This is a genomic window from Streptosporangium minutum, assembly GCF_002149035.1.
Taxonomy (GTDB): domain Bacteria; phylum Actinomycetota; class Actinomycetes; order Streptosporangiales; family Streptosporangiaceae; genus Streptosporangium; species Streptosporangium minutum.
Genome location: NZ_NGFP01000372.1, coordinates 1 through 6,837, shown reverse-complemented (window position 1 = coordinate 6,837; position 6,837 = coordinate 1). Strand labels below are relative to the sequence as shown.

The 6,837-nt window shown below is 70.9% G+C and carries 4 protein-coding genes, 1 pseudogene and 1 riboswitch; of the genes and pseudogenes, 1 reads left to right on the top strand and 4 read right to left on the bottom strand.

Annotated features, from left to right (window positions below; translation table 11 throughout):
• Nucleotides 1-942: pseudogene (locus CA984_RS41685) on the top strand (hypothetical protein); the annotation flags it as partial.
• Here the strand turns inward: CA984_RS41685 and CA984_RS41680 are convergent.
• From CA984_RS41680 to CA984_RS41665, 4 genes are all read right to left on the bottom strand, one after another.
• Nucleotides 939-2,015 carry a mechanosensitive ion channel family protein gene (locus tag CA984_RS41680; RefSeq protein WP_086578844.1) on the bottom strand — a complete coding sequence of 359 codons (1,077 nt, stop codon included), beginning with the start codon at nt 2,013-2,015 and terminating at the stop codon, nt 939-941. The pseudogene CA984_RS41685 and the gene CA984_RS41680 sit on opposite strands and share 4 nt — an antisense overlap.
• Before the next feature lie 59 nt (nt 2,016-2,074).
• Nucleotides 2,075-3,070: a ribonucleotide-diphosphate reductase subunit beta gene (locus CA984_RS41675; protein WP_086578843.1), complete on the bottom strand. Its 996-nt coding sequence runs from the start codon at nt 3,068-3,070 to the stop codon at nt 2,075-2,077.
• Nucleotides 3,071-3,095: 25 nt separating this feature from the next.
• Nucleotides 3,096-5,291, bottom strand: coding sequence for a ribonucleoside-diphosphate reductase subunit alpha (locus CA984_RS41670; protein WP_086578842.1), 2,196 nt, complete (start codon nt 5,289-5,291; stop codon nt 3,096-3,098).
• 281 nt (nt 5,292-5,572) lie between these two features.
• Nucleotides 5,573-5,772, bottom strand: a riboswitch (cobalamin riboswitch).
• Nucleotides 5,771-6,837, bottom strand: a 1,067-nt coding sequence (locus CA984_RS41665) for a Bug family tripartite tricarboxylate transporter substrate binding protein (protein WP_207621245.1), incomplete at its 5' end; no start/stop codon positions are given. Its footprint overlaps the riboswitch before it by 2 nt.

Genomic DNA, 6,837 nt, shown 5'->3' with positions numbered 1-6,837 from the left:
ACCGTGGAGGGCGGGGCGTTCATGCGTGACATGCGCGTCACCGGCGGCCTCAGGTTCATCGGGGCGAAGTTCCACGGCGGGGTCTACCTGCAGAGGTCGGTCATCACGGCGACCGGCCCGCACGCCGTGCGCGCCGACTTCATGGAGTCCGGGGCTGCGGAGTTCAGCGCGGGGTTCACCGCGACGGGCGTCATCCGGATGCGCGGCGCGCGCGTCAACGGCGTGCTCTCCTTCGACGGGGCCACGCTGGAGGCCCCCGGCCGGGTCCTCCACCTGAGCCACGCCCAGGTGGAGGAGCTGATCCTCAACCCGGCCTCCATCAAGGGAGAGGTCAACCTCGGCTACTCCCGGATCGGCGTCCTGCTCGACAACCCCGCCGCCTACGCGGACAGGGTCCAGCTCACCGGGCTGACCTACGAGTCGCTGCGGGGCCACTGGACGGTGGCCGAACGGCTCGACTGGCTCGACCGTGACCCGGACGGCTACAAGCCGCAGCCGTACGAGCAGCTCGCCTCCTGGTTCCGCCGGATCGGCCACGAACCGGACGCCCGCCGGGTGCTGCTGGCCAAGCAGCGCCGTCGCCGCGGCACCCTCAAGCCCACCGGCAGGGTCTGGGGCCGGCTGCTCGACTTCGTCGTCGGCTACGGCTACCGCCCCTGGCTGGCCGGCCTCTGGGTGGCGGTGCTGCTGACCCTGGGCACCGTGGTCTTCGACGCCGTGCGCCCGGCGCAGATCGACCCGGACGAGGTGCGGAGCTTCCAGCCCTTCGTCTACACGCTGGACCTGCTCGTCCCGGTGAGCGTCTTCGAGCAGCGGGGGGCGTGGGAGCCGGTCGGCTGGACCCAGTGGCTGGCCTGGACCCTGGTCGCCTCCGGCTGGATCCTGGCCACCGCCCTGATCGCCGGAGCCGCCCGGGTGCTGCGCCCCAGCGGGAACTCCTAGCGTTGCGCCGCCCCGGACCGGTGCTCCGCCACTCCGAACCCGGACAGCGGAGCCCTCTCCTCCATCACCCGGAGACGGGGCAGCGACTCGGGATACTTGTCCCGGACGAACTTCACCATGTGCTCGCGGATGTCGCACTTGAGGTCCCAGGCACTGGGTGAGTCGGCGGCGCTCATCAGGGCGCGCAGCTCCAGCAGGCCGCCGGGAAGGGTGTCGGTGACCTGGAGGACCCAGTCCTTCTGGTCCCACAGCGGGTGCTCGCGCAGGGCGCGGTAGAGCTCGGCCCGGAGCTCCTCCACCGGGACCGACCAGTCCAGCCGGAGGAACACCGCGCCGATCACCCGGCTGCCGTGCCGGGTCCAGTTCTCGAACGGGTTGGTGGTGAAGTAGGAGACCGGAAGCACCAGCCTGCGCTCGTCCCACAGGCGCAGCACCACGTAGGTGAGAGTGAGCTCCTCGATCCGGCCCCACTCCTCCTCCACCACCACGACGTCGTCCAGCCGGAGGGCGTCGCTGAAGGCCAGCTGCAGCCCGGCGAGCAGGTTGCCCAGGGTGGACTGGGCCGCGACGCCGACGACGACGCCGGCGATCCCGGCGGAGGCCAGCAGCCCGGCGCCGAGCGCGCGCACCTGCGGGAAGGTGAACAGCATCGCGCCCATCGCCAGCACGATGACCACCGCCGTGGCCACCCGGCGGACCAGGGTGATCTGGGTGCGGATCCTGCGGGCCCGCCGGTTGCGCTCGCCCTGGACGACGACCAGCCGGTCCAGCACCACGTCGGTGACGGCGTAGGCGGCCTGGATGACCAGCCAGGTGACGCACCCGATCATGGCCAGGCTGAGTATCCGGTCGATCGCGTCGTCGACCTGCCCCTCGGCCATGCCCGGCTGGTAGAGCGTGTGGGCGGTCACCGCGACCGCCGTGGTGAACCCCGGCCAGGTGCAGCGGCGCACGAGTGGAGCGGCGAGAACCCATTTCTCGCCGATCAGCCTCCACCGCAACGCCCGCCGCACCATCTCCACACACGCGGCGGCGGCCAGCATGGAAGCGAGCAGGATGATCCATCTGGACACTGACGGCGTCCCCCCTTGTCGTCCGTTATAGACGGCGTGCCCGGGGTTTCACCGCATAATCAGAACGTCTCGTCGAAAGAGACGTTTCCCTCAACAGCTACCTGATAGGCAGAGACACGCCGCTCGAAGAAGTTCGCCAACTCCTGCACGTCCTGCAACTCCATGAACGCGAACGGGTTGGCGGTGCCGTACCGGACGGGGAACCGGAGCCGGACCAGGCGCTGGTCGGCCACGTACTCCAGGTACTGGCGCATCTGCTCCACGCTCATCCCGGACATGCCGTCGCCGCACAGATCGGCCGCGAAGGCGAGCTCGGCCTCCACCGCCTCCTCGATCATCCGGGTGACCTGCGCGCCGAGCTTGTCGTCGAACAGCTCCGGCTCCTCGGCCCGCACGGTGTCCACCACGCTGAAGGCGAACTCCATGTGCATGGACTCGTCGCGGAAGACCCAGTTGGTCCCGGTGGCCAGGCCGCTCAGCAGGCCCCTGGAGCGGAACCAGTAGACGTAGGCGAAGGCGCCGTAGAAGAACAGCCCCTCGATGCACGCCGCGAAGCAGATCAGGTTGAGCAGGAACGCCCGCCGGTCGTCCTGCGACTCCAGCCGGTCCAGCCCGCCGAGCGAGTCGATCCACCGGAAGCAGAACTCGGCCTTGTCCCGGATCGAGGGGATGTGCTCGACCGCGGCGAAGGCCTTGACCCGCTCGTCGTGGTCGGGCAGGTAGGTGTCCAGCAGGGTCAGGTAGAACTGGACGTGCACGGCCTCCTCGAAGAGCTGCCTGCTGAGGTAGAGCCGCGCCTCGGGGGCGTTGACGTGCTGGTAGAGGTTGAGCACGAGGTTGTTGGCCACGATCGAGTCGCCGGTCGCGAAGAACGCGACGAGGCGGTTGATCAGGTGGCGCTCCTCCGGCGTCATCCTGGCCAGGTCCGCCAGGTCGGAGTTGAGGTCCACCTCCTCGACGGTCCAGGTGTTGCGGATCGCGGCCCGGTAGCGCTCGTAGAACTCCGGGTACCGCATGGGCCGCAGCGTGAGGTCCATGCCAGGGTCGAGCAACATCGGGGAAAACCTTTCGGGGAAGCGGCTACTGGCAGGCGTCGCAGTACTCGGGGTTCTCCAGGGAGCACGCGACGGCCTCGGGGTCGGGCACGGCCTGGGCCACGGTGGTCTGCGCGATCCGGGTCGCCGGCCGCGAGCGCAGGTAGTAGGTGGTCTTGAGGCCGGACTTCCACGCGTAGGCGTACATCGAGGAGAGTTTGCCGATGGTCGGCGTGGCCATGAAGAGGTTCAGCGACTGCGACTGGTCGATGTACGGCGTGCGCGCCGCGGCCAGGTCGATCAGCGCCTTCTGCGGCAGCTCCCAGGCCGTCCGGTAGAGGGCCTTGAGGTCCTCCGGCATGCCGGGGACGTCCTGGATGGAGCCGTCGGCCCGCTTGATCGCGTCCCGGATCTGCGGGGTCCACAGGCCCCGGGCCTGCAGGTCGCGGACCAGGTAGCGGTTGACCTGGAGGAACTCCCCCGACAGAGTCTCGCGCTTGAAGATGTTGGAGACCTGGGGCTCGATGCACTCGTAACAGCCGGCGATGGAGGCGATGGTGGCCGTGGGCGCGATCGCGATCATCAGCGAGTTGCGCAGGCCGGTCCTGGCGATCCTGTCCCTGAGCTCCGCCCACTCCGGCGACCTCGCGGCCCCGTAGTGGTCGGGATGGAGCACGCCGGCGGCGGCCCGGGTGTCGTCGTAGGAGGGGTGACGGCCCCGCTCGACGGCCAGGTCGGAGGAGGTGCGGTAGGCCGCCAGCGCGATCTCCTCCGAGATCCGGGTGGACAGCTCCAGGGCCTGCGGGGAGTCGAACGGCAGCCGCAGCGCGAAGAGCACATCCGCCAGGCCCATCACGCCCAGGCCGATCGGCCGCCACTTCCTGTTGGCGGTCTCGGCCTCCCCTGTCGGGTAGAAGCCCAGGTCGATGGTCCGGTCCAGGAACCGCACGGCGGTGCGGGCCGTACGGCGCAGCCGCGCCCAGTCGACCTGCCGGCCGTCCAGGTGGGCGGCGAGGTTGATCGAGCCGAGGTTGCAGACGGCCGTCTCGGCGTCGTTGGTGACCTCGAGGATCTCGGTGCACAGGTTCGACAGGTGGATGACGTTCTCGGGGCGGGCCGTCTGGTTGGAGGTCCGGTTGGCCGCGTCCTTGAAGGTCATCCAGCCGTTGCCGGTCTGGGCGAGGGTCCGCATCATCCGGCCGTACAGCGACCGGGCCGGGATCTGCTTGACGTAGCGGCCCTCGGCCTCGGCGGCCCGGTAGGCCTCCTCGAACGCGGCGCCGTACAGGTCGGTGAGGTGCGGGACCTCCTTGGGGTCGAACAGCGACCACACGCCGTCGGCCTCGACCCGGCGCATGAACTCGTCGGGGATCCAGTTGGCCAGGTTCAGGTTGTGGGTCCGGCGGGCCTCCTCGCCGGTGTTGTCGCGCAGTTCGAGGAACTCCTCGACGTCGGCGTGCCAGGACTCCAGGTAGACGCAGGCCGCGCCCTTGCGGCGACCGCCCTGGTTGACCGCGGCGACGCTGGAGTCCAGCGTGCGCAGCCACGGCACGATGCCGTTGGAGTGGCCGTTGGTGCCCCGGATCAGCGAGCCCCGCGAGCGCACCCGGGTCCAGGCGATGCCGATCCCCCCGGCGTACTTCGACAGCCGCGCGACCTGCCCGTAGCGCTCGTAGATCGCCTCCAGCTCGTCACGGGGCGAGTCGAGCAGGAAGCAGGAGGAGAGCTGGGGCCTGCGCGAGCCGGAGTTGAACAGGGTGGGCGAGCTGGGCAGGTAGGACAGGGTGGACATGAGCGCGTACAGCTCGGCCGCCTCTTCGACCGTCTCCGACAGGCCGCAGGCCACCCGGAGGAAGAAGTGCTGCGGGCGCTCCAGGACCTTGCGGGTCCGCGGGTGGCGCAGCAGGTAGCGGTCGTAGACCGTGCGCAGCCCGAAGTACTCGAACCGGCCGTCGGCCTCCTGCGACACCAGCGCGTCCAGCTCCGCGGCGTGGGCGGCCACGAAGGCGGCCAGCCCGTCCTGGACGAGCCCGGCCGCGTGGGTGGCGGCGACGGACTCGGAGAAGGTCCGGACCCCGTGCCCGGCCGCCTCGTCGGCGATCAGCTCCGCCAGCAGCCCGGCGGCGATCCTGGAGTTCTCCGGATCGGTGATCACCCGGGCGGCGGCCTCCTCGATGGCCAACCGGCGGTCGACCGGGCCGTCGCCGGTCTCCCCTGCGACGTCGACCAAGGTCTGTGTCACGTACTACCCCTCGCGCGCTCGAATTCCCCGTACGGCTCTCACCGGAAGGACGCACGCGAGCGGGAGCGGTTCCGGGCACGCCGGACCGCCTCGTTCCGCGAGCCCTCCCTCGAGGCCCTGGACAGCTTCCGTGGTCGAGTCCGCCTCACCTGGCACGCGTCAGGCCGCTCACGCGTCCCCCGGTGCCCGGTCCGGCTCCCTCTTCCACTCGCATGGTCGAGTCCGCCTCGCCTGGCACGCGTCAGGCCGCTCACGCGTCCCCCGGTGCCCGGTTCGGCTCCCTCTTCCACACGTCGCCGGCAGGTCTTCGGACTCACGGGCGCCTCGCACATGCCTACTGGCCGTCGCTTCCCAGGCAAACTGCGCCCAGTGCTCTCATGACGGCGGTCGTTCCCGTTCACCGCTGCGGGGCAGTCCCGGAATCTCACCGGGTTCCCTCTTGCCTCGCCCCGAGGGGCGAACCAGCAACGAGCAGGATCCTACATGTAGGGCCGTTGGACGCAACTACCCCAACAGCTTGTGGCGAAAGTACTCAGCAACCCGAGCTCGTTGAGCACTTCCCGGGTGCGGCGGGTCTCGGTGACGAGCCACTGGCGGAAGTCGTCCCCGCTCAGGTAGACCCGGTTCCAGCCGTTGGCCGCGCAGATGGCCCGCCAGCGGGACGAGGCGTCGACGCGGTCGCACAGGGCGACGGCCACGTCCCTGTCCTCGGAGCTCATGCCGCGGGGGCCGAGCACGCCGCACCAGTCGGTGTACTCCAGGCGGACGTCCAGCTCCATCAGCGTCGGGGCGTCGATCCCGTCGATCCGCTCGGCGGAGGAGACCACCAGCGGCCGCAGGCGGCCCTCGGCGATCTCGGGCACGAAGGAGCGGGCCGAGCCCAGCAGCGCGGCCACCCGGCCGTCGTGGAGCGCCTGGGCGGCCTCGGCCCCGCTGGAGTAGCCGGCGTAGTCCAGCAGCCGGGTGTCCACGCCGAGACACTTGCCGATCATGCCGTAGAGCACGTGGTCGGAGCCGCCCTCCATCCGGCCGCCCACCGCCAGCCCGGCCGGGTCGCGGCGGAGCACCGCGGCGAAGTCCTCGAAGGCGCGCAGGCGGGAGCCCGCCGGGACGACCAGGGCCGCCCAGTCGCCGACCATGCGGGCCAGGGGGGTGGTGGACTCCACCACCGAGGCGGCGTTGGCGATCTCCGCCCCCGCCACCATCGGCATCCCGGTGAGGAGCAGCCTGCCCTCGCGGGTGAAGGGCTCGCGGGCGGCGGCGAACGCCCCCAGCGCGGCGGCGCCCAGGCCGCCCGGATAGTTGCTCACCTCGGCCGTCCGCGCCAGCCTGTCCCCGGTCAGGACCGCGACCAGCGCACGCGCGGCCCGGTCCCAGCCCTGCCCGCGCGCGGCGGGCGCGACGACGGTCAGCCGGCCCGCCAGCGGCAGCCGGGAGTCTCCCGCCCCACCGCAGCCGCCGGCGACCATGACCCCCAGGGCGAGCACAAAGAACCGCCTACGGTGCATAAGCGCCCCTTCCCCCAAGAACCCCCAATACCCCAGGT